This window comes from Sphingomonas sp. GC_Shp_5 (genome assembly GCF_026540855.1).
Classification (GTDB): domain Bacteria; phylum Pseudomonadota; class Alphaproteobacteria; order Sphingomonadales; family Sphingomonadaceae; genus Sphingomonas.
This window is the reverse complement of sequence record NZ_JALNUP010000002.1, coordinates 127,972-153,824: the sequence shown is the minus strand read 5'-3', so window position 1 is coordinate 153,824 and position 25,853 is coordinate 127,972. Positions and strand designations below refer to the sequence as shown.

Genomic DNA, 25,853 nt, shown 5'->3' with positions numbered 1-25,853 from the left:
TAAGTCTCGCCCCCTCATTTTTCTCCATCGTCTACGATCACGCCGTCATCCCAGCGCAAGCTGGGACCTTTCACGGCTCCTGCCCCGCTCTGGCCTCACAAGACCAGCTTGCGCCGCAATAAACAAAAAGTCGCCCCGGATCACCGGCCGAAGCCGATCATCCGAGGCGATCAGGGGAGGAACTTGGGGGCGAGCGGCGCTGGAAGCGCCGCCGCCGGATCAGAAGGTGATACGCGCCACACCGGTGACCTGGCGATCGCTCATGATCGAATCCCGCGGACGGGTCTCGATGCCGTAATAAGTCGAACGCACCGTGTTGGTTAGGTTGACGCCGTTCAGCGTTAGCGAGAAGTGCGGCGTCACGTTGACGGTAACGGAGGCATCCAGCTGGCCCGACGGCTTCTGGAACACAGGCAGGTTACCCGATCCATTGCCCGAGGTCGTCACCAGATACTGGCTACGCCAATTATAGGCGACGCGCGCCGACAGCAGACCGCGCTCGTAGATGCCGATTACGTTGTAATTGTACTTGGACAACCCTTCCAGCGGCACCTGAGTGACCGGACCTTCGGTCGCCGGGCTTGGCGCCGAGGAGTCGACATAAGTGAAGTTCGCCTGCAGACCCAAGCCACCGAGCGGCCCCGGCAGGAAGTCGAAGAACTGCTGATAGGCGACTTCGGCGCCCTTCACCTTGGCGTTGCTGACGTTGCTGGGAGTCGTGACCTGATAGAGCGCGGTGACCCCGTCGGTGAAGGTAATGTTGCGATTGGCGATGCCGGTCTGGATGTAATCCGAGATGCTCTTGTAGAAGCCGGCGACGGTGAACGACCCGGTGCGCGAGAAATACCACTCACCCGAGACGTCCAGGTTCTTCGACTTCATCGGCTTCAGATTGGCATTGCCGCCGGTGGCGAGATGCTGCTGGAAGATCTGCGCAGTGCCCGGCTCGGTGATGTTGAGGCTGGGATTGAGCTGATCGAACGTCGGCCGCGAGATGTTCTCGGATGCGGCATAGCGCAGCTGCAACTTATCGGTGAGATGCACGCGCAGATTGAGGCTCGGCAGAACCGACGTATAGCCATTGGATACGGTCGTCAGACTGGACGTGGTCGGGCCGGTAACCTGCGCACCGCCGGCGCCCGGGACCAGGTCGGTCTGCTGGTAATAGCCGCTGACCGACTGATCGGTGCGGATCACGCGCACGCCGATGTTGCCGTCCACCGGCACCACCCAGTCGGGCATCTTGAAGAACGCCGCCGCATAACCGGTGTAGGTCTTCTGCGACTGCGTGTTGGTGCTGCTCGGCAGATAGGCCGGCTCGGTCGTCACGCCCAGCGCAGCGCGCGTCGCATCGTAGTTCGCGGTGATGTCACGCGAGAAGAACAGCGCGTCGCCGAACAGATCGGCATCGCCGCGGAAGAAGTCGCTGAAGCTGCCCACCTCAAGCTGGCTCGGAACCGTGGAGAAGCCGGTGTAGCGATAACCGGTGTCGCTGTAGCTGTTGCTACGATCCGCGTAACGGCCGCCGATCTTGATCGACGAAAGGATGCTGTCGTCGAACTTATATTCGGCATCAAGCCGGAAGGTCTTGTCCTTGCCTTCCGAGTGATTGAGATCGTCGAGGTAGAACGACTGCTTGTACGACGCCGGATTGGTCAGCCCCTCCGGCGTGGTGATCTGGAACGACGGAATATCGCCCGTGATATCCTGCACCAGCGTGCCGTCACCCACACCGTTCAGCCCGACGATCGAGCGCACGTCACGCGTTTTCGAATCGACATACTGGCCATCGGCCGTGATGGTCAGGTTGGGAGTCGGCTTCCATTTGGCATTGAGCGAGTAATCAGTGGTCGTTGAATGGCGGGTTTCGAGGCTGGTGTTGGCCGCCACTGCGATGTTCTGGAACGTCCCAGACTGGAGATCACCGTTGGGCGCGAACACCGCTGCCGCACCGGGAACCGGCGCTGCCTGGGCTCCATTGGGCTCGGCGAAATAGCTGAAATCGTCGTAGCGGAACTTGTAGTCGTTGCGGAACACCTCGCCCGTGATCTCGAGCGTGTCGGTCGGCCGCCACTGCACCGAGGCGTCGAGGCCGAAGCGGCGACGGTTGCCGAACACTTCGCCGATACCGGTACCCTTGGACACGGTCGTCGTTTGACCCAGCCGGCCCAGTGCCACTGCCGCGGCGTAATCGGCAGGCGTGTTGGGCAGACCGGTGGTCGCGTTGATCGACTGGTCGAGCGTGTTGAACGGCTCGGTGGAGATGGTGTCCTGGCGGAACGCGGTCCGCTGATAGGATGCGCTGACCAGCACGCCGATCTCGCCGATACCGGTGTTCCAGCGGTCGCTGACAAGCAGCGATGCCGATGGCTTGCTCTCGCCGATCAGGTCGTAATAGGTGTTCGACACCGAGCCCGAGATCTTGAAGCCGTCGAAGTCGAACGGCTTGCGGGTACGGAAATTGATTGTGCCGCTCAACTGATCCTCGATCAGATCGGCCGACGGATTCTTGTAGACGTCGATGCCGCCGAGCAGCTCGGAGGGCACGTCCTCAAGGCTCAGCGACGCGCCGGAATTGCTGGCCGTGAAGATGTCGCGGCCGTTGAGTTCGGTACGAACCTGGGTCAGGCCGCGGATCGCAACCGCGCTGCCTTCGCCGTAATTGCGGGTAACCTGGATGCCTGAGATGCGCTGCAGCGCCTCGGCGACGTTGCGGTCGGGCAGCTTGCCGATGTCTTCGGCAACGATCGAGTCGACGATCTGGTCGGCGTCGCGCTTGCGCGCCTGCGCAGACAGCAAGCTGGCGCGTACGCCGGTGACGACGATGTCGGCGCCGGTGGCCGGCGCGGCATTGCTTGCGGCACCATCGGCGACGGGATCGGAGGCGGTGGGAACCGTGCTAGGCTGACCTTGGTCGCCGCTTGGTGCAGTTGTGCCGCTGGTCTGCGGAGCATCGGTCGTCTGCGCAAACGCAGGCATCGCGGTTAGCGCCAACACCATCGCCGACGATCCGGCCATCATACGGGTCAAGACGGTGCCCTGCGGCAAACGTGCGGTCATCTCAGTTCCTCTCCAGCGCGCCGATCGCCAGACGTTTGGACGCCCGGGCCAGCACCTTTCTTTCGGCAGCCAATCTGCCTTAAACTTTCGCTCAGAAGCGCTTGCGGCGCGTCAGGCCTTACTCGGCCGTTGCGTAGATAGCGCTAACAAGCCTTGCGGCTTCCCTACCAAAATAGGCGCTACTGTGAAGAGACTATTTGTCCGACAAGGCATCCTGAAACACGACAGTTGACCAGTGTTGCATCTCTGCAACGCTGCCGGGGGCGGCGTTCCGCACAACCGCACTACAAGGGCGCAGCGTTCACGGCATTGTTTGGCCGGCCGCGTCCCGGATCCATGCGCCAGCGCTAGCGATACGCTCCCATCGTCACCTTGAGCAGCACCGGCCGATCGATCAGGTTGATCCCATAGTCGGTCTGGTCGCCGTTCCAGATGCGGTCCATCACCCAGCGCCCATCGGTGAAATGGCCTTCCTCGACGCGCAGCACCATGCCGTTGGCGGGGCCGCCGTCCCGAGTGCCGAACGCGACGCGAACGTGATCGCCGGTGAACAGGAATTCGTTGGCCGATAGCTGCGCGACGGTGACGCCGCCGACCGGCTGGCTCGCCCAAGGCGCCGGATCGGACTTGAGCCAGGTCCAGTCCTTCTGGCCGAACTGCCATTCGCCCCAGTTGGCGGTGATCGTCCAATCACCCATCACGGTCGATTGCGGTGCGCCGTCGTCGGGCTTGAACGCACCCCAGGTGGGATGCTCGAAGGCGATCTTTGCCCAGGCACGATCCATGCCGGCGAACACGGCATAGGATTTGGCAAGCCCGCCGATCGTGTCGTCGCTGAGGTCGCGGGCGCCGAGCGGGTAATTGTAGAAGCCGGTGTCATCCATCCCGAACGGCGAATAGCCGATCGCGCCGCGCCCCATCGCGCCATAGAAGAAGCGCGCAAACTCACGGGCGTTGCCGATCTCGGGCACCATCAGCGCATTGTCGGGCCGATTGTACTTGTCGAGATACTGGACGACGTTGGCGCTGACCTTGTCGTAGATGTCGGGCGCGGCGAAATCGAGCGCCGGCGCCGCAGCCTTCCAGATGTCGAGCACGTCCTGCTGCGGCCCGCCGCTGGCGACGCCGGTCGGATCGGGGACGTTCGAGGGGCCGGCGAGCGCGGCGTTGACGTACATCGGGATCGGCTTCACCGCCTTGCCCGCCGCGGCGATCTCGCCGACATAGCGCGCCGTGTACCAGGTGTTGAAGGCGCGATCCGCCTGGGCGCCGAAGGCTTGTGCCCACGTCCCCTTCTTGCCCACCTTGCGCGCCAGCTCGGCGGGAATGGCCTGGGCGAACAGCGTGTTGGCGGCTGGGCTGTAATCACGCGGCGAGCGATAGCTGCCCACTTCATTCTCGGGCTGGACGAGGATCACGGTGTTCTGCGGGTCGTGCGCCTTGAGATAGCCGATCAACGCCACGAACGCCTTCTTGTCGGCCTCCAGCGTGGTGCGGGCGAGCGGGGTGTGGACATAATGGTCCTTGCCCGCCTTGTCCTTCATCCGCGGGAAGCGCTTGTTGTCGAGCTTGACCCAATCGGGGGTGTAGCCCGGCGCGGTATTCTTCCAGGTGCCGAACCACAGCAGGATCAGCCGCTTGTCGTGGCTGCGCGCCTCATCGAGCAGCGTCTGGACGAAGGAGAAGTCGAACTGGCCCTCCTTTGGCTCGATCTGCTGCCAGGCGACCGGAATTTCGACGCTGTTGGCGTGGAGCCGGTCGAGCGTCGGCCAGACTTGCGGCAGCGCCGAGGCATAGTTGCTCGAATTGTTGACCTGCGCGCCGAGCACCAGGAACGGGGCCCCGTCCACGATCAACGCGTGACGGCCGTTCCTCGTCTCGATATGGGGCACCGCCGTCGCTGCGCCGGTTGACGGTGCGGGGGCAGACTGGGCGTATGCGGGCGAAACGCTGCCGGCGGCGAGCAGCGTGCTCGCGAGCAGGGTGGCCAATCGAATCATCATCATCCCCTCAGACGTGTCCAGCTTGCTCTGGATACCCGGGACGCCTCGCTGAAGGTCCCGGTCACTTGACGAGGGGTTATGGCCCGGTACGATAGCGGTAACAAGACCAGAGAGGATTTTCATGTCGCATATCGCCGCGTCGCTAGAGTCGGCCCTGCCCGCCGACTGGCACAGCGCGCTGCTGCTCGGCCGCTTCGATCTCGGTGAGGGCCCCACCCCGATCCTGATCAAGCAGGGCCAGGTCTATGACATGGCGCGCGTCGCCCCCACCGTGTCGGCGCTGGTCGCGCAAGGCTCGTTCGATGCCGCTGCCGGCGTGCCGCTCGGCAAGCTCGAGGCGCTCGGCCTGTCCGCCGCGTTCGATGCCCCGGCCCGGCTGCTTAGCCCGATCGATCTGCAATGCGTCAAGGCCGCCGGCGTCACCTTCGCGGTGTCGGCCGTCGAGCGCGTCATCGAGGAGCGCGCGCGCGGCGACTATACCAAGGCCGCCGAAGTCCGCGCCGGGCTCGAGCAGCGGATGGGCGGCGACATCCGCTCGGTGGTGCCCGGGTCGCCCGAGGCCGCCGCGCTCAAGCAGGCGCTGATCGACGACGGCATGTGGTCGCAATATCTTGAGGTCGCGATCGGCCCGGATGCGGAGATCTTCACCAAGAGCCCGACGCTGTCGACGGTCGGCTGGGGCGCGCCGATCGGCATCCGCTCGGATTCGACCTGGAACAACCCCGAGCCGGAGGTCGTGCTGCTCGTCACCGCAGGCGGCAAGGTGGTCGGCGCGACGCTCGGCAACGACGTCAATCTGCGCGATTTCGAGGGCCGCTCGGCGCTGCTGCTGAGCAAGGCCAAGGACAATAACGCCTCCTGCTCGATCGGGCCGTTCATCCGCCTGTTCGACGACGGCTTCAGCCTCGACGACGTCCGCGCCAGCGAAGTGACGCTGCGCATCGAGGGCGAGGATGGCTACACGCTCGACGGCCACAGCCAGATGAGCGAGATCAGCCGCGATCCCGAGGATCTCGTCGCCCAGGCGATGAGCGAGCATCATTACCCCGACGGCTTCGTGCTGTTCCTCGGCACGCTGTTCGCGCCGACCCAGGATCGCGACGAGCCCGGCCGCGGCTTCACCCACAAGCTCGGCGACGTGGTGACGATCGCCAATCCGCGGCTCGGCCTGCTGACCAACCGCGTCACCACCTCGCGCGATGCGCCGGCGTGGACGCTCGGCATCGGTGGGCTGATGACCAACCTAGCGAGCCGCGGGCTGCTCGGCGCATGACATCGGGTGGCGGACGCCTACCGTCCGCCACCGACGAGACGGAGAATGAATCAGTGTTGCAACAAACCAGCGTAGCCGGCGGCCGGGCGATCTACCCCAGCCTGCATGGCAAGCGCGTCGTCGTCACCGGTGGCGGATCGGGGATCGGCGAGGGCCTGGTCGAGGCGTTCGTCGCCCAGGGCTGCCAGGTCGCGTTCGTCGACATCGCCGATGCGGCGAGCCATGCCTTGGTCGAGCGGCTGTCGGCCGGCGCCGTCCACGCCCCGCTCTACCGGCACTGCGATCTCACCGATCTCGACGACCTCAAGCGCGTGTTCGCCGATCTTGAGACGGCACTCGGCGGCTTCGACATCCTGGTCAACAATGCCGGCAACGACGATCGCCATACCATCGACGAGGTGACGCCGGACTATTGGGACCAGCGGCTCAACGTCAATCTGCGCCACCAGTTCTTCGCCGCCCAGGCGGCGGCGCCGGCGATCAAGCGCGCGGGCGGCGGCGCGATCCTCAACTTCGGCTCGATCAGCTGGCACCTCGCGCTGCCCGATCTGGTGCTCTACCAGACCTGCAAGGCCGCGATCGAAGGCCTGACCCGCGCGCTGGCGCGCGATCTCGGCCGCAGCAACATTCGCGTCAACACCATCGTCCCCGGCAATGTGCAGACGCCGCGCCAGGAGAAGTGGTACACGCCCGAGGGCGAGGCGGAGATCGTCGCCGCGCAGTGCCTCGACGGCCGGATCCAGCCCTCCGACGTTGCAGCGCTTGTCCTGTTTCTTGCTTCGGATGACGCCAAGATGTGCACCGGTCACGATTATTTCATCGACGCAGGGTGGCGCTGAGCCATGGATAGCGAAGCCCTCCCGCTGGTGGCGGTCGGCGCCGAGCTCGCCGAAGGCCCGGTCTGGTCGCCGCGCGATTCGGCCTTGTGGTTCGTCGATATCAAGGCGCCCTGCGTCTATCGCTACACCCCGGCGACGCAGCAGCTCGATCGCTGGGACGCGCCGGCGCATGTCGGCTGGGTGCTGCCCGCCGATGACGGCAGCTGGATCGCCGGGCTCGCCAATGGCGTCCACCGCTTCGATCCCGCCGACGGCAGCTTCACCCTGCTCGCCGAGGTCGAGGGCGATGCCCCCAGCAACCGGCTCAACGACGCCGCGGTCGACAGCGCCGGGCGGATCTGGTTCGGCACCATGGACAATGACGAGGCCAACGCCACCGGTCACGTCTACCACTGGCATCGCGGCGCGGTGACCAAGGCCGCGGTCGCGCCGATCGTGATCACCAACGGCCCGGCGGTCGCGCCCGATGGCCGCACGCTCTACCTGGTCGACACGCTGGGGCTCGCGATCGACGCCCATCCGGTCGACGAGGCTGGCCATGTCGGCGAGGGCCGCCGCTTCCTCACCTGCGATCCCGCCAAGGGCCATCCTGATGGCGCGATCTGCGATGCCGAGGGTGGCGTCTGGGTCGGCTTCTACGGCGGCTGGGCGGCCCGGCGGTTCGCGCCGGACGGCACCCAGACCGCCGAGGTCCGCTTCCCGGTCGCCAATGTCACCAAGATCGCGCTCGGCGGCGAGGACGGGCTCACCGCCTTCGCCAGCACCGCGCGACAGGGACTGTCGGCCGAGGAACTCGCCGCTCAGCCGCTCGCCGGCAATATCTTCACCTTCCGGGTCGACGTGCCGGGTGTCCCCGTCGCGCCGGTCCGGGCGGAATCGTAAAAGCGCCGCGAGAGCGCATCATGTGGAAGGAAGCCAAGTGAACGGCACAACTATACCCGCTCCCGACGCGGGCCGCGTCAACGGCGCGCTGATCGCCATGATCGTCGCGGTCGCCACCGTCGGCGGCTTCATGTTCGGCTATGATTCGGGCGTGATCAATGGCACCCAGAAGGGGATCGAGGCGGCGTTCGACCTCGGCCGCTTCGGCATCGGCGTCAACGTCGGCGCGATCCTCGTCGGCTCGTCGATCGGCGCGTTCGGCGCCGGCCGGCTCGCCGACATGATCGGTCGCCGCAACACCATGATGCTCGCCGCGGCGCTGTTCATCATCAGCGCGCTGGGCGCCGGCGCCGCCGGTTCGTCGATCGTGTTCATCATCGCCCGGATCATCGGCGGCTTCGGCGTCGGCGCCGCCAGCGTCACCTCGCCGGTGTACATTTCCGAGGTGGTGCCCGCCAACATCCGCGGGCGGCTGACCAGCATCCAGCAGGTGATGATCATCTCCGGCCTGACCGGTGCGTTCGTCGCCAATTTCGCCTTGGCCCGGGTCGCGGGCGGCTCCACCGCCGAGTTCTGGGGCGGCTATCAGGCCTGGCGCTGGATGTTCTGGCTGCAGGTGATCCCCGCCGCGCTTTACCTCGTCGCCTTGTTCTTCATCCCGGAAAGCCCGCGCTATCTGGTGGTGCGCGGCCGCGATGCCGAGGCCGAGGGCGTGCTCACCCGCCTGCTCGGCGCCGGCGAGGCGCGCCGCAAGGTCGCCGAGATCCGCGCCTCGCTCGCGGTCGACCACCACAAGCCCAAGCTGTCTGACCTCGTCGACAAGCGCACCGGCAAGATCCGCCCGATCCTATGGGCCGGCATCGGCCTTGCCGTGTTCCAGCAGCTCGTCGGCATCAACGTCGTCTTCTACTACGGCGCGACGCTGTGGGAAGCGGTCGGCTTCACCGAGGACAACGCCCTTCAGATCAACATCCTCTCGGGCGTGCTCTCGATCGGCGCCTGCCTGCTCACCATCGCGCTGATCGACAAGATCGGCCGCAAGCCGCTGCTGCTGGTCGGCTCGGCAGGCATGACGGTGACGCTCGGCGTGGTTGCCTGGGCCTTTTCCAACGCCATCCCCTCGGCAGGCGGCGGCGTCACCCTGCCCGGCCATATCGGGCTGATCGCGCTGGTCGCGGCCAATCTCTACGTCATCTTCTTCAACGTCAGCTGGGGCCCGGTGATGTGGGTGATGCTCGGCGAGATGTTCCCCAACCAGATCCGCGGCTCGGCGCTCGCGGTGTCGGGGTTCGCGCAGTGGATCGCCAATGCGGTGATCTCGGTGAGCTTCCCCTCGCTGGTGGTCTCGCCCGGCCTCGCCATCACCTACATGGGCTATGCGATCGCGGCGCTGGTCTCCTTCTTCTTCGTGCGCGCCATGGTCACCGAGACCCGCGGGCGCGAGCTTGAGGACATGGTGGGCTGATGATCAGCCTCACCTACGCCGGCTGGGACGTCGATCTCCTGCCGGCGCTCGGCGGCGCGGTGGCAGCGTTGCGGCGCGGCGGGGCGGATATCTTCCGCCCCACCGCGCCCGGCGCCGACCATCCGCTGCTCACCGCCTGCTTCCCGCTGGTCCCTTATGCCAACCGCATCGCCGACGGCCGCTTCGCGGTCGATGGCGAGCATTACGCGCTGCCGCGCAACGTCGAGGGTCAGGATCACCCGCTCCACGGGGTCGGCTGGCTGGTGCCCTGGACGATCGACGAGGCCAACGATCGCCACGCGACGCTGCGCCACGACCATGCCGGCGATGTGCATTGGCCCTGGGCCTATGCCGCAACACAATCCTTCATGCTCGATGACGACGGCCTGCGCGTCACCCTGTCGGTCACCAACCACGACGCGCGAGCGATGCCGGTGTCGCTCGGCTTCCACCCTTATTTCATGCGCGGGCCGGTCACCACCGTCCGCTTCGCCGCCGACGGGCTGTGGCTGGTCGATGCCGGGCTGCTGCCGACCGAGCAGGTCGCCGCGGATCGCCTCGGCGACTGGGCCGGGGGCGATACGCCCGATCGCGCGACGCTGATCGACAACAGCTATACCGGCTGGTCGGGCGAGGCGATCATTGGCCGCGCCGATGGCGACCTGCGCCTCGCCGGCGGGGGCACGCCCTTCCTCCATTTGTTCATGCCACCGGGCGAGGACTTCTTCTGCGTCGAGCCGGTGACCGCGATGCCCGACGGCCTCAACCGCGCCGCGCCGGTGCTGCTCGCACCCGGCGAGAGCAGGACGATCGCGATGTCGGTGACGGCGGCGGGCTGAACAGCCACCTCCAACCCGTCACCCCAGCGAAAGCTGGGGTCTCATGCGGCTCCTGCCTCGCCCCGCGCACAAGACCGCTACCTACGCTGGTGTGACGGATGGCCTGAGCGAGTTCACGCCGCTACTTCGGCCTCAGCCCCGGCTCCGCACCGGTGGCCGTCGCCGCGGCGCTGCATCGGACTGCCGGCGGATCAGCGTGTAATCGAGCAGCATGTGCCGGGTCTCGTCGGCCTTGCCGCTGCGCGCGGCGCGAACGATGCCGACAAGCAGTTCCACCGCGGCGCGCGACATGTCGGCGATCGGCTGGTGGATGGTGGTGAGCTCGGGCCAGATGGTGGTCGCGAGCGCGCTGTCGTCGAACCCGCAGACGGTAAGATCGCCCGGCACGTCGAGCCCGCGGCGATGCGCCACCGCCACCGTCGCTGCGGCCATGTCGTCGTTGCTGGCGAAAATCGCCGACGGCGGGTCGGCAACGTCGAGCAGTTGCTCGGCGGCATCGAGCCCCGACCGGTAAGTGAACAGCCCGGCCGCGACCAGCGCATCGTCGGCGGCAATGCCGCGCTCGGCAAGCGCCGCGCGATAGCCGGCGAGCCGCTCGGCGCTCGCGGTCTGGTTGGGGTTGCCGACGATGAAGCCGACCCGCGCATGGCCAAGGCTGAGCAGATGCTCGGTCATCGCCTTGGCCGCGGCGAAATCGTCGATGCTCACCGAGGCCGCCTGTTCCGGCGCGCGGCCGGTAGCGACCACCACGGTCGGGATCTCGGCACCGAGCAGCACGTCGAGCACCCCGCGCGAATCGCACAGCGGCGGCGGCAGCACCACGCCGTCGATGCCGCTGCGCACCAGCCGCTCGGCGACCTCGATCTCGTGATCGCCGATCTCGCATTTCTCGACGATCAGCTGGATGTCGCTGCGTCCGGCGGAATCGAGGCTGCCGACCAGGAATTCGCTGAGGTAGCTCGCGCTCGGGTTCGAATAGAGCAAGGCGATGCGGAGCTGCGCCGCGCCGGCAAGGCTGCGCGCCGCCGGATTGGGCGCATAGCTCAGCTGCGCGATCGCGGCGTTGACCGCCTCACGGGTGGTGTCGCGAACATTGGCATCGGCGTTGATCACGCGCGACACCGTCATCGGCGATACGCCGGCGAGCAGCGCGACGTCGGAGATCGTCGGCGCACCGCTCTGGCGCTTGGCGGCGCGGGGCTTGCGGAGGTGGGTGGCCATAGAACGGACTGTAGCAGCGGTGCGGCCGGCGAGAAGCCTCATTCCTGCACCGCAGCAAAATAGGAGCGCACCACTGCCCCAAATCGGCGACGTGAGGATGGTAGCGCTCGCAGGCGAATTTGCTATGAACGCGGCAAATCGAAACGATCCAGGAGAGGCCCCGATGCGCACCAAGACCTTGATGATGCTCGCCACCGCGCTGAGCGTCGCCGCCCCGCTTGCCGCCCAGCAGACCACCACCACCCCTGCGCCCGCGAGCAGCGTCGCCCATCCGGCGCTGTGGCCGCAGGCGAAGAGCCCGGGCCTGATCGACGCCAAGACCGAGGCCTTCGTCACCAAGCTGATGGCGGGCATGACGCTCGAGGAGAAGGTCGGCCAGATGATCCAGGCCGATATCGCCTCGATCAAGCCCGAGGATCTGCGCCGCTATCCACTCGGCAGCGTGCTCGCCGGCGGCAGCGCCCCGCCGATCGGCGCGCCCGAGCGTTCGCCGGTCGGGCCGTGGCTCGCCACTTCCCGCGCCTTTGCCGCGGTGGCGATGGAGAAGCGCGCCGGTCATGTCGCCATCCCGCTGATGTTCGGCATCGATGCGGTCCACGGCAACAACAATATCGTCGGCGCGACGCTGTTTCCGCACAACAGCGCGCTCGGCGCCGCGCATGATCCCGACCTGATCCGCCGTATCGGTGCCGCCACCGCCGAGGAAACCGCCGCCACCGGGGTCGACTGGGCGTTCGGCCCCACCCTTGCGGTGCCGCAGGACGATCGCTGGGGCCGCGCGTACGAGGGCTATTCCGAGGACCCGGCGGTAGTCCGGTCCTATGCCGGTGCGATGATCGAGGGGCTACAGGGCAAGCCCGGCACCGGCACCATCCAGAACGGCCATGTCGCCGCCAGCGCCAAGCATTTCCTGGGTGATGGCGGCACCAAGAGCGGAGTCGACCAGGGCGACGCGCAGGTTTCCGAAGACACGCTGATCCGCATCCACTCGGCCGGCTACCCGCCCGCGATCGATGCCGGCACGCTGACCGTGATGGCCTCCTTCTCGAGCTGGAACGGCCAGAAGATGCACGGCAACAAGTCGCTGCTCACCGACGTGCTCAAGGGCCGGATGGGCTTCGATGGCTTCATCGTCGGTGACTGGAACGGCCACGGCCAGATCCCCGGCTGCACCAATGACGATTGCCCCGCCACGTTCAACGCCGGGCTCGACATGGCGATGGCGCCGGACAGCTGGAAGGGCATGTTCGACACCACGCTGGCGGCAGCGAAGAACGGCACGATCCCGATGAGCCGGATCGACGACGCGGTGCGCCGCATCCTGCGCGTGAAAGCCAAGCTCGGCCTGTTCGATCCCGCGCGCCCCTTTGAGGGCCAGCCCGATCTGGTCGGCAGCTCGGCGCATCGCGCGCTCGCCCGCGAGGCGGTCGCCAAGACGCTGGTGCTGCTCAAGAACAATGGCGTGCTGCCGATCAAGGCGAATGCCAACATCATGGTCGCCGGCGATGCCGCGGACGACATCGGCCGTCAGGCCGGCGGCTGGACGCTGAGCTGGCAGGGTGACGGCAACACCAATGCCGATTTCCCCAACGCCCAGTCGATCTACGCCGGCATCGCCGAGACGATGAAGGCCGGCGGCGGCAGCGCGACGCTGAGCGCCGATGGCCGCTTCACCAAGAAGCCCGACGCCGCGATCGTCGTTTTTGGCGAGATGCCCTATGCCGAGATGCGCGGCGACCTGCGCACGCTCGAATTCCAGCCCGGCGACAAGCAGGCGCTGGCGCTGCTCAAGAAGCTCAAGGCCCAGGGTGTGCCTGTCGTGTCGGTGTTCCTGTCCGGCCGGCCGATGTGGGTGAACCCCGAGCTCAACGCCTCCGATGCGTTCGTCGCCGCCTGGTTTCCGGGCAGCGAGGGCGGCGGCGTCGCCGACGTGCTGATCGGCGATGCGGCGGGTCGCCCGCGCAAGGATTTCACGGGCCGCCTGTCGTTCAGCTGGCCCAAATCCGCCGGCCAGTTCACTCTCAACCAGGGCACCCCTGGCTATGACCCGCTGTTCGCGCTCGGCACCGGGGGCAGCTATGCCCAGCGCGTCACCCTGCCGGCGCTCAGCGAGGTCTCGGGCGTCGACGCCAGCCTGGCCAACACCAGCCTGTTCTTCAGCCGCGGCAGCGTCCCCAAGCCCTTCTCCTTCGCCACCGACAGCGCCGTGACCCGCAAGGCGGTGGACGGCCCGCAGACGCAGGAAGGCGCGATCCAGCTCAGCTGGCCGGCCGGGCGCCAGGCCACCGTGCGCATCGGCGGCCCGACGCTGGATCTCACCCGCGAAACCAACGCCGATCTGATGCTGCAGATGACCTATCGGGTCGAGCGGGCACCGGCCGGCGCGGTCAGCCTCGCGCTCGGCGGTGGAACGGTCAACGCCGCGTCACTGTTCGCCGCCGGCGGAGAGTGGAAGACGGTGCGGGTGCCGCTCAAATGCTTCCGTGAGCATGGCGCCGACATGACCAAGGTCAGCTCGCCCTTCTCGCTCGCCGCGACCGGCCCGTTCACCGTCGCGGTCGCCGACCTCCGCCTCGCCACCGATCCTGCCGGCGCGGTCTGCCCGAACTGAGTGGATGCGGGGTGTCGACGCGTCGACACCCCGTTGGATAGGTAGAGGCGCCGACGTGCGCCGTCGCAGCGGCGATTATCCTGCGGTCACGCCGGATCGGCGGTCCTCGGTCAGCACCGCCTTCGGCGCCGGCGACATGGTCCGCGCCAGCGTCTCGAAGCGCGTGCCCTCAACCCGGATCTCGTTGAACGCCGGCGGCGAGTTGCGCACCCGCTTCGAGAGCGTGCCCGCGCCGATCATCCGCACCGTCCAGCCGTTGCGCTCGACCGGCACGTCGAACGGATCGTGGACGTGGCCCGACAGCACCGCATGTGCGCCGGCCGCCGCCAGCGCAGTCAGCGCCGCATCGCCGTGGCGGGTCTTGGCGGTGCCCTTGGTGCCGCCCTCGATCAGCGGGTGATGCGCCGCGACGAAGATGAGGTTGCCCTCCGGCGCCTCGGCGATCAGCGCCAGCGCGCGGCGCAGCGCGCTCGCGCCCACCCGGCCCTTTGACCAGTTCCACCGCCATTGCGCGCGCGCGGTGGTCTTGAGCGGCACCACGGTGATGCCGTTGATCTCGAGGGGCTGCTCGATCATCTTTTCCACCGCGGCATAGCGCTGGTAGGGCGCGAGCAGGCGCCGGAACGGATCCCAATAATAAGGGATGTCGTGGTTGCCGACCTCCACCGTCACCGGCACGCCCAGGCTCTTCAGCCACGCGCCGCCCTGCTCGAACTCGCGCCGGGTCGCGCGCATGGTTAGATCGCCGGTCATGATCACCGCGTCGGGCTTCTCCTCGGCGACCCGCTCGGCGAACCAGCGGATCGCGGCGGGGTCCTCGGCGCCGAAATGAACATCACTGACGTGGAAGAGCTTGATCATGGTCCCTCGAACGCACGATGCGGCCGGAAGCTTCGCCGCATAACGGCGGCGGTTCTAGCCGGCAGCGGCGTGAATAGGCCAGCATTGCCGGGCGCGCACGGCAATGCAGCGCGCGCCCGCGGGCTCAGACCAGCTCCGCCAGCTTCTGCGGCTGGTGGATCGGGCAGCCGTTGAACTTCGAGCGGAATCCGGCCGAATAGTCATAGGTCTCGCGCCGCGCCCGGTTGACGCCGCCGAGCGGCTGGTGCGCGGTGATGCCGTGCCAGATGCTGTACGACAGCGCGTCGTCGGTATGCTCGGTCTCGCCATGCTGCCAGCTGAGCTGCGGCGGCACCTCGAGCGTAGCGACGGTGACGAACGGGCTCGCCTCCTGGCTCCACTCGACGGTGGGATCCTCCACCGGCATCTCGTCGAGGTTGGTGTTGAGCTGCACCCGCAGCTCCCAGCGACCGCCCTGCTCGATCATCACCTCGCGCACCGCCTCGCGGATCGCGTCGGGGCGGTTGTGCGCGTTGATCGTGTCGCCGGTAAGCTGGGTCAGCGCCGGCGACACCGGGAACAGCGCGATCTTCGCGAGATAGTCGCCATAGCGGAACGGCGTCTGGCTGTAGTAGGTCTCGCCGAGCGGATGCACCTGCGGCGCGCCGCCAAGCTGCTGCAGCGTCGCGGATTCGAGCCCGACCGCTTCGAGCCCTGCCTCGACGGTGCGCAGCACGCCGGACAGCGCCTTCTTCGCGCCCTCGGCCCTATCGGTGGTCTTGGCGAGCAGCTTGAGGTTCTTGAGGAACGCCTTGGCATCGGGCGCCGAGAACACCGGCCCGTTGACCATGATGAAATCCTGCACCGTGTCGCCCGTCGAACCTGGCAGCCGCTCGCCCTCGACCCCGAGCACCTTGAGCGCGAGGCCGCGCGGCAGCGCGATCGAATCGTCGAGGATGTCGCCGGGGTTGGTCGAGATGCGGATCACCGCCTCATGGCTGCCCGGCGTCGCGAACATGCCCTGGGCGAGTTGCTCGGGCAGCCCGTCATGCACCGTCAGCGTGCCGCGCGCGATGCCATGCGCCTTGGCATGGACCGCGCGCACCGCATGGCCATAATCCTGCGACGTGGTCTCGAGGATCTCCTTGAACGCTGCCGTGAGCTGGTCGATCGTCTCCGCCTCGTCGGGCTGCACCCGCTCGACGGCGGGGCTGTATCGGACGGGGTGATTGGCAAGCATCGGCGGCGCTCCTTTTATTAAGTTAGATCAACCCGCTGGCGATCAGCGCGTTCCGCACCCCGCCGTAATTAACTTCGATCAACTCGCCCGGCATTGTGTCACGCCCGCGATCCCGCCATGCAGCCCCGCTCTGGAGACGAAAATGGCAACGACCATGCCCGGCGAGCAAGGGCTCGACCTGACCGACTGCGATCGCGAGCCGATCCACATTCCTGGCGCCATCCAACCGCATGGCCTGCTGCTGATCGCGGGCGCCGCCGGCGATCATCCCGTCGTCGCCGGCGCCGGCGACATCGAGGGGCTGCTCGCCCCCGACTGGCTCGGCATGCCGCTCGCGGATCTGATCGGCCAGGATGTCAGCGGGCTGCTCGGTGCGTCTACCGGGTCGCTGCAGGCGGTCGCGCCTCGGCCGGTCACGGGCCTCGCCGGCAGCTTCTCGGCGTCGGTCCACCGCGCCGGCAAGCAATTGATGGTCGAGCTCGAGCCGCTGCCGGACGCACCGATGACCGCCGCAGCCACGCTCGCCTGGCTGGACGCGGTCGCCACCGGTTTCGAGCGCGCCAGCACCGTGCCGTTGCTGTGCGAGCGTGCCGCCGTGGCGTTCCGCGCGTTGACCGGCTTCGACCGGGTGATGATCTACCAGTTCCTCGACGACGACGCCGGCCGCGTCGTCGCCGAAGACAAGATCCCCGAGCTCGACAGCTTCCTCAACCACCATTTTCCTGCCTCGGACATCCCCCGCCAGGCGCGTGCGCTCTACGTGCGCAACCGGACTCGGGCGATCCCGACGGTCGATTACGTGCCGGCGCCGGTTCGCCCCGCCGCCTATGCCGGTGCCGATCTCAGTGATGTTGCGCTGCGCAGCGTCTCGCCGATCCACCTGCAATATCTCCACAATATGGGCGTTGCCGCCTCGGCATCGATCTCGATCGTCAAGGACGGGCTGCTGTGGGGGCTGGTCGCCTGCCATCATTGTGCGCCGCGCCAGCTGCCGCCCGACATCCGCAGCGCCGGCGCGACGCTCGCCAGCGGCCTCGCCCGCCAGATCCACGCCAAGGAAGAGGCGCTCGCCTACCGTGAGCGGCTGCGGCTACGCGCGGCCGAGGATCTGGTGGTGCCGCGGCTCAACCGCGAGGAACCGCTGCGCCGCGCCGTCCAGGCGGTGAAGGGCGATCTGCAGGCGATGATGGGCGCCGACGGGTTCGCGCTGGTCGATCGCGGCACCGTCGCCACCAGCAGCCACTGTCCGCCCGACGGCTTCGTCGCCGACCTTGCCGATTGGGTGCAGGCGCGCGGCGGCGAGCCGCTCGCCGTGCACGAGCTCGGCGCCACCTACCCCGCCGCGATCGGTGTCGCCGCGGCCAGCGGCGTCATCGCGGTGCCGCTGATCGACGAGGATGCGGTACTGATCTGGTTCCGGACCGAGCAGATCGAGGAGATGGAATGGGCCGGCAACCCGCACAAGGCGGTCAACGCCGAGCCCGGCAAGCCGCTTAGTCCGCGCGCCTCGTTCGATAGCTGGACCGAGACGGTGCGCGGCCGCTCGCGGCGCTGGACGCTCGAGGAGGTCGAGGCCGCGCATCGCCTGCGCCGACGCTTCCACGAGGCGCGCCAGTTCCAGGAAGTGCGCCGGCTCAACCGCGAGCTCGGCAAGTCGCTGGCGGAGAAGGATGCGCTGCTCGCGCAGAAGGACGTCCTGATGAAGGAGGTCAACCACCGCGTGCAGAACAGCCTGCAGCTGGTCGCCTCCTTTCTCCGCCTCCAGGCCAAGAGCAGCACCGAGCCCGCAGTCGGCGAGCATCTCGCCGAGGCGCAGGCGCGGCTCGCCGCGGTGGCGCTGGTCCATCGCCGGCTCTACCGCGACGACCAGGTCGAGAGCGTCGATCTGTCGCGCTACATCGACGAGCTGGTCGCCGACATGAAGACCTCGCTCGGTGCCGACTGGGCGGCGCAGATGCGGCTCGATCTCGCCCCGGTGCTGGTGCCGACTGACCGCGCCGTCAACATCGGGCTGATCCTCACCGAGCTGGTGATCAACGCCACCAAATATGCCTATGGCGGCGCCGCCGGCCCGATCTCGATTGCGCTGGAACAGCATCGCACCCGGCTGCGCCTGATCGTCGCCGACGAGGGCGGCGGCAAGGGCGATGGCGAAGGGTTTGGCGGCCGGATGATGGCGGCGATGGTGCAGCGGCTGGATGGCGAGATCGACTTCGGCGACAACGCGCCGGGCCTCCGGGTGATCATGACCGCACCGATCGGCGAGCCGCAGCGGCTCGCGGTCGACTGACGTCGTCAGGATAATGAGGGCCCCGCCCGCCGCCCGGAGCAAACGGAGATGGCGCGCAGGACCCTCACACCGTCACACCGGTCGGCTGCCGTTCCCGCGGCCGCCGGATCGCGCATGACGCGCGACCGTCCCGATGCCCCTGCACGAGACGGAGAGCCTCCCCGCCCTCGCCCCGCGCAAGCTCGTGAATAGATGATTGAACGGGGTGGCGGCCGCGGTCGGCCCGCCGCCGGCGCGGTCAGCCGCCCAGCAGCCCTGGCTCTGCCAGCCGGTCATCGGCTGCCTGCCCGCGGCGCGGCTTCCATGACGGATCGCTGCCGAACTGCGCCAGCCGCTGGCGATGCCGCCAGGTGCCGAACGCCATCACCAGCAGCATCGGATAGCCCCACAGCTGGATCTGCACGGCGTAACCGACCATCCCTGGATTGAGCAACTTGGCGACATGCGCGACGACCGAGGCGCAGTGGAAGCCGGCGATCCACAGCGGCCAGAACCGCGTCGCCCGGATCGCCAGCAGCACCAGCGCGCTCAGCAGCGCGAGGTCGATCGCGAACAACCCGGTCGCGACATGGTGCGAGGGCAGTGCCAGCGACAGTCCGGCCTTGATCGCCCAGCCCGCCGCGAATGCTGCCAGCTGCAGCCCCGCCGCCCACGCCTCGCACGCTCCGCCGAACAGCAGGGCATAGCCCGCGCACGACCCGAGCAGGATCACGAAGAGCAGGAAGGTGTTCACGCGAACGCCGAACCACCGTGCGAATTCCCCGTCAACGCTTATGCGGCCTGGACCACGCTCAACGGCGCGCGCGCCGCCGGCTCGGTGGGCGTTTCGCCATAGTCGCCGTAGGACACCGCGCCGAGGCCGAGCGCGAATTGCGCATCGCGCAGCTCAAGATGGGCGTTGGCGACTTGGCTGCGCGCCTCGAGCAGGCTGGCATTGGCGCGCGCGATCAGCTCCAGGCTTTGCTGGCCCAGCGTCAGCGGCGCCTTGGCGGCGCGGCGGCCCTCCACCATCGCCATGGTCAGCCGCGCGTTGCGGATGATGGCGTCGTCGATCTCCTGCTCGTGCGGGATCAGCAGCGCGGCGATCCGGCGGGCGATGGCAAGACGTTCGTTGCGCATGTTACTCTCCCCTCGCCGCGGCGAGGGGCCACGGCGTCAATGATGCGTCTGATGTCCTCCGCGCCAGTCCGCGACGATCGATGCGAGCCCGAATCCGATCGACGTGGTCAACGCGAGCATGACGAGCGAGGCGATCGCGATGATGCCGATCCACAAGCATGTGGCCGCTGGCGTCAGCGTGTTGCGCGGGTGCTCCCTGGTGGCGAACGGGCGGCCGAAGGAGGCTGGAGACGCCGCCGATCCTTGCGGGAGCGGCGCCGTCTCCGGCGGTCCTGCGACCGCCTGCCCGGTCGTTGCTGGCTCTTCGTGATCGGTTGGAGCGGCGGCTGCCACCCGGGCGGGCTCCCCCCCGTAATCATTACGGGGGTCCGCAGCGGCAGCCGCCGCGGCCGGCGGGCTGGCGCCGAACACCATCCGCGCCGCCTCGCGCCGGTCGGCGGCGCCGAGCGCCTCAACCGCCTCGGCGATATAGCTGTCCACCGTGCGCGGGCTGAGCCCGAGCCGCAGCGCGATCTCCTTCGACGTCAGCCGCTCCCACGACAGGCGGAGGCATTCGTGCTGGCGAGGACTGAGCGACGTCAGAATCGGGTTCATAATGAGCGCTTGTGCATAGCCACCGGCGCCAAGTCACCAAAGGACCGCGAAGCCGCTGCAATTACTTGTGCCATCATGACGTCACCATGAGACTGATCGAGGTAGCGCGCGGTTGTCGTGGTTCCACGGCCGCGGTTACGCGTCGGGTCGATCCTCACGCCCCACGACCGCCGCATAGAGGCCGAAACACGCCCGTGCCCCCGCCAGCACGCGCTGCCTCCATGCCTCGCCCGCGACGGCGGCCCGCGCTTCCAGCGCCGCCAGTAGCGCGCGCCACTCGCCGGGTTGATGGCTGGCGGCCAGATAGGCCGACGGCAGCCCGGCAGGTACCGATCGCGCCAGCAGCGTACCGCCGAGCCGCGATCCCTCGATCACGTACAGCGCCCCCCAGCGGCTCGCGTCGTCGGGCGCCGCGAACGCCGCCGGCACCGGCATCGCCACGCCCAACGCGGCGAGGTCCTGCGCGATCAGCGCAGTGCGCGGCCGCCACGCCGGCAGGTCGTCAGCCACACCGAGCGCCGCCTCGACCGCCGGCAGCGCCGCCGCATGCGCGATCAGTATATTCCGGTAGTCGGCAGCACGGTCGAGGGCGAACCGGCCGTAGAGCATATCCACCCGGTCATGATCGGCGGCGGTCTCGGCGCGAAGCTGCTTGATGAACGACATGGCCCCAATTGCCCCGCCGCGCCGCCGCTGTCGAGGCAGCGCCCGGCCACGCCAATCCGGCTATGTCACGGATCTGACTTGTTCCCCGGCTAGGCCCCGCGAGGTCGACATGCTTCAGCAACCATTCACTCCCATAAGCGCGGCAACCCAGGTGGCATGACCGGCCGCGGGATCGCCGCGACACCACTTTCGGCTTGCGCCGCCCCCCCGGTCGGCCCCATGCGCGCCGCGCCATCATTGAAAGGTCTCCCATGGTAGCCTGGTTCCAGGCGCTGATGCCCAAGCAGGGGCGGTTCTTCGATCAGTTCGAGGCGCACGCCGCCACGCTGGTCGCCGGTGCCGATGCACTGCAGAAGCTGTTCAGCGGCGACGGCGAGATTGCGGCGCATATCGCCACCATCGTCGATCGCGAGCACGATGCGGACGATATCACCCGCGAGGTGCTCCAGGACGTGCGCCGCGTGTTCGTGACGCCGTTCGATCGCTCGGCGATAACCGATCTGATCGGGGTGATGGACGATTCGATCGACCAGATGAACCAGACGGCGACCACCATCGGCCTCTACGAGGTGACCGAATTCGCCCCCGAGATGCGCGATATGGCTCGCCTCGCCGTTGAAGCCGCGCGGGTCACCGCCGAGGCGATCCCGCTGCTCCGCAAGCTCGAGAGCAACGCGGCGCGGCTGCACTCGCTCACCGCGCGATTGGTGGAGCTCGAGGGCCAGGCCGACGAATTCCATGCCCAGGGGCTGAAATCGCTGTTCAAGGCGTGCGGCAACGACCAGCCGATGAAATTCATCGTCCACCGCGAGATCTACAGCCATCTGGAGCGGATCGCGGACCGTTTCGAGGACATCGCCAACGAGATCCAGGGTCTCGTGATCGATCACGCCTGAGATGCTGGTCTCCATGCCGGTCCTGGTCGCGCTGATCGGCGTGGCCCTGCTGTTCGATTTCCTCAACGGCCTTCACGACGCCGCCAATTCGATCGCCACGGTGGTCTCCACCCGGGTGCTCAAGCCGCACCACGCCGTCATCTGGGCGGCGTTCTTCAACTTCATCGCCTTTGCCGTGTTCGGCCTCCATGTCGCGCAGACCGTCGGCAAGGGCATCGTCGACGCCCAGGTGATCGATGCGCAGGTGATCTTCGGTGCGCTTTCCGGCGCGATCGCCTGGAACATCATCACCTGGCGCTACGGCATCCCGTCGAGCTCCAGCCATGCGCTGATCGGCGGCCTGCTCGGCGCCGGCATTGCCAAGGTCGGCATGTCCGCGGTGGTGTGGACCGGCGTCCGCAACACCGTCGCCGGCATCTTCGTCTCGCCCGCCGTCGGCCTGGTGCTCGCGCTGGTGCTGGTCCTGGTGGTCGCCTGGACGAGCATCAAGCTCACCCCGATGGGCGTCGACAAGCGCTACCGTAAATTGCAGCTGATCTCCGCGGCGATGTACTCGCTCGGTCATGGCGGCAACGATGCGCAGAAGACGATGGGGATCATCGCGGTGCTGCTTTACTCGCAGGGGCTGCTCGGCGGCGAGTTCCATGTCCCCTTCTGGGTGGTGCTCGCCTGCCAGGCGGCGATGGCGCTCGGCACCATGTCGGGCGGGTGGAAGATCGTCCACACCATGGGCTCCAAGATCACCCGCCTCACCCCGGCGCAGGGTTTCTGCGCCGAAACTGGTGGCGCGATCACGCTGTTCATGGCGACCATGGGGGGCATCCCCGTCTCCTCCACCCACACCATCACCGGCGCCATCGTCGGTGTCGGCTCGGCGCGGCGGCTGTCGGCGGTGCGCTGGAACATCGCCAGCCGCATCGTCATTGCCTGGGTGGTCACGCTGCCCGCCGCCGGGTTGATCGGTGCCGGCGCGTATGAACTGACGCGGCTCTTCGCGCATTGATCGTGGAGCGGCCGCCGGGTGGCGGCCGCATGATCGTGGCCGAGGACGAATGATGATGCCCGTTGAACTGATCCTCCTCGGCGCGTCGACCGTGCTGCTGTTCGTCCACATCATGCTCCAGGGACAATTGGCGACGCGCGAGCGCGGGCTCGACTGGAACGCGGGACCGCGCGACGACGAGACGCGACCGCTCGGCACCTATGCGGGTCGCGCCGCCCGCGCGCTCGCCAACTTCCAGGAAACCTATCCGGCGTTCGTCGCGCTGGCGCTCGGGCTGGCGGTCACCGGCCACACCGGCGGCGTCGGCGCGATCGGCGCCGGGCTGTGGTTCGCCGCGCGGCTGGTTTATATCCCGCTCTATCTGTTCGGGATCCGCTACATCCGCAGCCTGAGCTGGTTGGCTTCGATCCTCGGCCTGCTGCTGATGCTGATCCGCTTCTTCTGACGTCCCCCTTGGAGCCTTGCGCATGACCCCTCGCGAACTGATCGGCACGGCGCTGGTGCCCGGCGGCGAGGAATTGGGGCTGTTCCGCCGCGGCGACGATTTCATGATCGTGCTCGATCGCAACGAGCTGATGAACAGCCGGATGAGCGGCTCCGAAGAGGCGCTGGCGACGATGACCTGCGAGCGGCTCGCCAAGCCCTCAGCGCACCTGCTGATCGGCGGCTATGGCATGGGCTTCACGCTGCGCACCGCGCTCGCGGCGCTGGGCGCGAACGCGCGCGTCACCGTCGCCGAACTGGTGCCCGAGATCATCGCCTGGGCGCGCGGACCGATGGCGACGCTGATGGCCGGCTGCCTCGACGATCCCCGGGTCGAGCTGGTCGAGGATGATGTCGCCGCGGTGATCGCAGCGGCACCGAGCAGTTATGACGCGATCCTGCTCGACGTCGACAACGGCCCCGACGGCCTCACCCGCAACGCCAACGACCGGCTCTATTCCGCGCGCGGGCTCGACGCCGCGCGCGTTGCGCTGCGCCCCGGCGGCATCCTTGCCGTCTGGTCCGCCGCCCCCGACCAGGCGTTCGCCCGTCGCCTCGTCCAGGCCGGCTTCGACACCGACGAGGTGGTGGTCCGCGCCCGGAGCAACGGCAAGGGCCCGCGCCACGTGATCTGGTTCGCCCGCAAGTGCTGAGGCGCCAGCGAGGTCGCTCGATCAGCGACCTCGTCTGTCGTCACGGCTGCCACACCTCGGCCCGGTCGTTCGCCAGACGCCGGTCAAGGAAGAACGCCGCGCTGATGAAGGCGAGATGGGTCAGCGCCTGGGGAAAGTTGCCGAGCGGCAACGCCCGGCGATCGAGTTCCTCGGCGAACAGGCCGAGGTGGTTGGCATAGTCCAGCCCCTTGGCCATCATGATCTGCGCCTCGTCGAGCCGCCCGGCGCGCGCGAGGCATTCGATGTACCAGAAGGTGCAGGTGGTGAAGGCGCCATCGCCGCCGTCCAGCCCGTCCTGGTTGCGGTAGCGGTAGATCATCGCATTGTCGCTGAGCTCGGCACCGATCGCGTCGAGCGTCTTCAGCCACACCGGGTCGGTCGCCGAGACGAAGCGGACCAGCGGCATCATCAGCAGCGCCGCATCGAGATCCTTGCCGCCGCGGGTCTGGACGAAATAGCCGTGGTCGGGGTGGCGGTAATGGTCCCAGATCTCCCGGGCGATGGCGTCGCGCCCCGCCGACCAGTCGACCAGCGGCGCCGCCAGCGAGCGCTTCTGCGCCAGCCGGATCGCGCGATCGAGCGCCACCCAGCACATCAGCCGTGAATGGAGGAACGCGCGCGGCTCGTCGCGCAGCTCCCAGATCCCGGCATCGGGCTCGCGCCAGTGCGCGAGCACATAATCGACCATGCCGCACACATGGGCCCAGCCGTCATGGCTGATCGCGGCGCCGTATTTGTTCGAGAGATAAACACTGTCGAGCAGCTCGCCGAAGATGTCGAGCTGGGTCTGGTGGTGTGCGCCATTGCCGATCCGTACCGGCTGGCTGCCGGCATAACCGGCGAGATGCGCCAGCTCCTGCTCGTCCGCCGCCTCCGACCCGTCGATCGCATACATGATCCGGATCGGGTGCTCGGCGTCGGCATGCTCGACCCGGTCGGCGACCCAGCCACGAAATCGCTCGGCCTCCTCGACATAGCCGAGCCGCATGAAGGCGTAGACGGTGAATGAGGCGTCGCGGATCCAGGTCGCGCGATAGTCCCAGTTGCGGCCTGCGCCGGTCGCTTCGGGCAAGCCGAAGGTGGCCGCCGCCGCGATCGAGCCGTGGCGGGCCGAGGTCAGCAACTTGAGCGCGAGCGCCGAGCGGGTCACCGCTTCGCGCCACCGCCCGTGATAGGTCGATCGCCCCGTCCAGCCACGCCACGCCGTCACCGTCCCGGCGAGCAGCGCCTCGATGTCGCCGTCCTCTGGCACCGGCGCCGCCGGATCGTCGAGCACGAACCACGCCGTCTCGCCCGCCGCCAGCGTCACCTCGGCAGTCGCCTCGCCCTCCCCCGGCGTCAGCGACACCGAGGCGATCAGCCGCAGCGCGATGTCGTGGCCGGTGAATAGCACCCCGCGGCCGTCGGCCACCGCGCTTGCGACCGGCGTCTCGCGCGCATAATCGAACATCGGCCGGCAGCGCACCGCCAGCGTCACCGGGCCACGCGTCGCCGTCACCCGACGGATGATGCAACGTGTCCCCTGGTCGGCGTCGTCGCGGCACGCCTGCGGATGCGGCATCAGATCGGTGACCTCAACGCTGCCCGCCTCGCTCATCCAGCCGGTTACCAGCACGTTGCTGTCGGGAATATAGGATTGGCTGGTGCGCGCATCGTCGAGCGCCGGGGTGATGGTAAACGCCCCGCCCTGCGCAGGATCGAGCAGCGCGGCGAAGATGGTCGGGCTGTCGAGCGCGGGCCAGCAGCAATAATCGATCGCGCCATCGCGCGCGACCAGCGCCGCCGTTTCCAGATTGCCGATCACGCCATGGTCGCCGATCGTCCGGCCCAACACCGGATTGTCCATCACTGTCAT

At 67.9% G+C, this 25,853-nt stretch carries 20 protein-coding genes and 1 pseudogene; 11 read left to right on the top strand and 10 right to left on the bottom strand.

Annotated features, from left to right (window positions below; translation table 11 throughout):
* Positions 1–219: 219 nt before the first annotated feature.
* Positions 220–3,060, bottom strand: coding sequence for a TonB-dependent receptor (locus tag OXR60_RS02785; protein WP_267393809.1), 2,841 nt, complete (start codon positions 3,058–3,060; stop codon positions 220–222).
* Between the two features lie 347 nt (positions 3,061–3,407).
* Positions 3,408–5,060: a DUF5597 domain-containing protein gene (locus OXR60_RS02780; RefSeq protein ID WP_267393807.1), complete on the bottom strand. Its 1,653-nt coding sequence runs from the start codon at positions 5,058–5,060 to the stop codon at positions 3,408–3,410.
* A gap of 124 nt (positions 5,061–5,184) precedes the next feature.
* On the opposite strand from OXR60_RS02780, the gene OXR60_RS02775 reads away from it, so the two are divergent.
* From OXR60_RS02775 to OXR60_RS02755, 5 genes are read left to right on the top strand one after another with little or no spacing between them, the layout of a single operon-like run.
* The gene (locus OXR60_RS02775) at positions 5,185–6,336 is read left to right on the top strand and encodes a fumarylacetoacetate hydrolase family protein (protein WP_267393805.1); all 1,152 of its coding nucleotides are present in this window, start codon (positions 5,185–5,187) and stop codon (positions 6,334–6,336) included.
* A gap of 53 nt (positions 6,337–6,389) precedes the next feature.
* Positions 6,390–7,175, top strand: a complete 786-nt coding sequence (locus OXR60_RS02770) for an SDR family oxidoreductase (RefSeq protein WP_267393804.1) — start codon at positions 6,390–6,392, stop codon at positions 7,173–7,175.
* A gap of 3 nt (positions 7,176–7,178) precedes the next feature.
* Positions 7,179–8,057 (top strand): SMP-30/gluconolactonase/LRE family protein, encoded by an 879-nt coding sequence (locus tag OXR60_RS02765; RefSeq protein WP_267393801.1) that lies wholly within the window; start codon positions 7,179–7,181, stop codon positions 8,055–8,057.
* A gap of 37 nt (positions 8,058–8,094) precedes the next feature.
* Entirely contained in the window at positions 8,095–9,522 is a 1,428-nt protein-coding gene (locus tag OXR60_RS02760) for a sugar porter family MFS transporter (RefSeq protein ID WP_267393800.1), read from the top strand.
* Positions 9,522–10,361 carry an aldose 1-epimerase gene (locus OXR60_RS02755; RefSeq protein ID WP_267393799.1) on the top strand — a complete coding sequence of 280 codons (840 nt, stop codon included), beginning with the start codon at positions 9,522–9,524 and terminating at the stop codon, positions 10,359–10,361. Before OXR60_RS02760 ends, OXR60_RS02755 begins: the two co-directional genes overlap by 1 nt.
* Positions 10,362–10,493: 132 nt before the next feature.
* Here the strand turns inward: OXR60_RS02755 and OXR60_RS02750 are convergent, their stop codons facing one another.
* Positions 10,494–11,582 carry a LacI family DNA-binding transcriptional regulator gene (locus OXR60_RS02750; RefSeq protein ID WP_267393797.1) on the bottom strand — a complete coding sequence of 363 codons (1,089 nt, stop codon included), beginning with the start codon at positions 11,580–11,582 and terminating at the stop codon, positions 10,494–10,496.
* A 163-nt stretch (positions 11,583–11,745) separates the two neighbouring features.
* Between OXR60_RS02750 and OXR60_RS02745 the strand changes: the two genes are divergently transcribed.
* A complete protein-coding gene (locus tag OXR60_RS02745) occupies positions 11,746–14,193 on the top strand; it encodes a glycoside hydrolase family 3 protein (RefSeq protein WP_267393796.1) in 2,448 nt (815 codons plus the stop codon).
* A gap of 75 nt (positions 14,194–14,268) precedes the next feature.
* Here the strand turns inward: OXR60_RS02745 and OXR60_RS02740 are convergent, their stop codons facing one another.
* Together OXR60_RS02740 and OXR60_RS02735 are read right to left on the bottom strand one after the other, a co-directional pair.
* Positions 14,269–15,054 (bottom strand): metallophosphoesterase, encoded by a 786-nt coding sequence (locus OXR60_RS02740; RefSeq protein ID WP_267393794.1) that lies wholly within the window; start codon positions 15,052–15,054, stop codon positions 14,269–14,271.
* A 124-nt stretch (positions 15,055–15,178) separates the two neighbouring features.
* Complete coding sequence (locus tag OXR60_RS02735) at positions 15,179–16,273, bottom strand: catalase family protein (RefSeq protein ID WP_267393793.1); 1,095 nt, start codon at positions 16,271–16,273, stop codon at positions 15,179–15,181.
* Between the two features lie 142 nt (positions 16,274–16,415).
* On the opposite strand from OXR60_RS02735, the gene OXR60_RS02730 reads away from it, so the two are divergent.
* Complete coding sequence (locus tag OXR60_RS02730) at positions 16,416–18,563, top strand: histidine kinase dimerization/phosphoacceptor domain -containing protein (protein ID WP_267393791.1); 2,148 nt, start codon at positions 16,416–16,418, stop codon at positions 18,561–18,563.
* 238 nt (positions 18,564–18,801) lie between these two features.
* On the opposite strand, the gene OXR60_RS02725 is transcribed toward OXR60_RS02730, so the two are convergent.
* From OXR60_RS02725 to OXR60_RS02710, 4 genes are all read right to left on the bottom strand, one after another.
* Positions 18,802–19,296, bottom strand: coding sequence for a hypothetical protein (locus OXR60_RS02725; RefSeq protein WP_267393789.1), 495 nt, complete (start codon positions 19,294–19,296; stop codon positions 18,802–18,804).
* 38 nt (positions 19,297–19,334) lie between these two features.
* Positions 19,335–19,682: a hypothetical protein gene (locus tag OXR60_RS02720; protein ID WP_267393787.1), complete on the bottom strand. Its 348-nt coding sequence runs from the start codon at positions 19,680–19,682 to the stop codon at positions 19,335–19,337.
* Positions 19,683–19,718: 36 nt separating this feature from the next.
* Entirely contained in the window at positions 19,719–20,276 is a 558-nt protein-coding gene (locus OXR60_RS02715) for a LuxR C-terminal-related transcriptional regulator (protein ID WP_267393786.1), read from the bottom strand.
* A gap of 135 nt (positions 20,277–20,411) precedes the next feature.
* Positions 20,412–20,942: a biliverdin-producing heme oxygenase gene (locus OXR60_RS02710; RefSeq protein ID WP_267393784.1), complete on the bottom strand. Its 531-nt coding sequence runs from the start codon at positions 20,940–20,942 to the stop codon at positions 20,412–20,414.
* Between the two features lie 239 nt (positions 20,943–21,181).
* Between OXR60_RS02710 and OXR60_RS02705 the strand changes: the two are divergent.
* From OXR60_RS02705 to OXR60_RS02690, 4 genes and pseudogenes are all read left to right on the top strand, one after another.
* A pseudogene (locus tag OXR60_RS02705) lies at positions 21,182–21,838 on the top strand (DUF47 family protein); the annotation flags it as partial.
* A gap of 1 nt (position 21,839) precedes the next feature.
* Complete coding sequence (locus OXR60_RS02700) at positions 21,840–22,841, top strand: inorganic phosphate transporter (protein ID WP_267393782.1); 1,002 nt, start codon at positions 21,840–21,842, stop codon at positions 22,839–22,841.
* Positions 22,842–22,893: 52 nt separating this feature from the next.
* The gene (locus OXR60_RS02695) at positions 22,894–23,286 is read left to right on the top strand and encodes an MAPEG family protein (protein ID WP_267393780.1); all 393 of its coding nucleotides are present in this window, start codon (positions 22,894–22,896) and stop codon (positions 23,284–23,286) included.
* 22 nt (positions 23,287–23,308) lie between these two features.
* Positions 23,309–23,977 (top strand): spermidine synthase, encoded by a 669-nt coding sequence (locus OXR60_RS02690; protein WP_267393778.1) that lies wholly within the window; start codon positions 23,309–23,311, stop codon positions 23,975–23,977.
* 40 nt (positions 23,978–24,017) lie between these two features.
* Here OXR60_RS02690 and OXR60_RS02685 read toward each other — a convergent pair whose 3' ends face one another.
* Positions 24,018–25,853 (bottom strand): glycoside hydrolase family 15 protein, encoded by a 1,836-nt coding sequence (locus OXR60_RS02685; protein WP_267393777.1) that lies wholly within the window; start codon positions 25,851–25,853, stop codon positions 24,018–24,020.